Here is a 1,071-nt window from a genome sequence, read left to right on the forward strand (position 1 = left end):
CAACGGGCACGCCGTCCGGTTGATCATCTCGCACGAGGGCGACCCCGCCACCCCCGAGGGCATCAGCCACATCGCGCCGATCAAGAAAGCCGTGCACGAGGCGATCAAGGGCACGCCCTGGGAGGGCGCCAAGATCTACCTCGCCGGCACCGCAGCCACCTTCAAAGACTGGAAGGACGGCTCCAAGTACGACCTGATGATCGCCGGAATCGGTTCGCTCTGCCTGATTTTCATCATCATGCTGATCATTACCCGCAGTCTGATCGCGGCGGCGGTGATCGTCGGGACGGTCGCGCTGTCGTTGGGGGCATCGTTCGGCATGTCGGTGCTCGTCTGGCAATACTTCCTCGGTATCAAACTGCACTGGATGGTGCTCGCGATGTCGGTGATCGTGCTGCTTGCCGTCGGTTCGGACTACAACCTGTTGTTGATATCCCGCTTGAAAGAGGAGATACCCGCCGGGCTGAAGACCGGGATCATCCGCGCGATGGGCAGCACCGGCAAGGTGGTGACCAACGCCGGTCTGGTGTTCGCGTTCACGATGGCCTCAATGGTGGTCAGCGACCTGCGCATCATCGGCCAGGTGGGCACCACCATCGGTCTCGGCCTGCTGTTCGACACGTTGGTGGTGCGCTCGTTCATGACGCCGTCCATCGCCTCGCTTCTGGGGCGCTGGTTCTGGTGGCCGATCAAGGTGCGACCACGGCCGGCCAGCGCGATGCTGCGACCCACCGGGCCGCGCCCGGCCGTGCGCGAGCTGATTCACCGCGACGTCGAAGACGAGACCGAAGCCGGAGTTGTGCAGAAGGTCTAGTCACCCTGCGCGGCAAGCTGATTCGCTGGCTGCATGTGCACGGCGATTGCCTTCTTTCACATCGAGATCGACGTTGTGCTGGCGCGCTCTCGCACTTTCCTTTCGCTGCTTAACGTCGATCTCGGTGCGTGGAAACCGAATAAGCCTGTCAGGCAGTCGATTTCGGCAACGGCCCGGTGGGGGCGTCCTGGGGTTCGCCGAAGCTCGTGCCGAGCAGCGACCGCACGGCCGGGCGCGGCCCGGTGGGTCGCAGCATC

The 1,071-nt window shown here is 63.9% G+C and carries 1 protein-coding gene; it reads left to right on the plus strand.

What is annotated here, in order from left to right:
* Positions 1–814, plus strand: an 814-nt coding sequence (locus A5658_RS26195; RefSeq protein ID WP_156751397.1) for an MMPL family transporter, incomplete at its 5' end; no start/stop codon positions are given.
* Positions 815–1,071: the final 257 nt, after the last annotated feature.

The organism is Mycobacterium sp. 1245111.1 (assembly GCF_001673405.1).
Taxonomy (GTDB): domain Bacteria; phylum Actinomycetota; class Actinomycetes; order Mycobacteriales; family Mycobacteriaceae; genus Mycobacterium.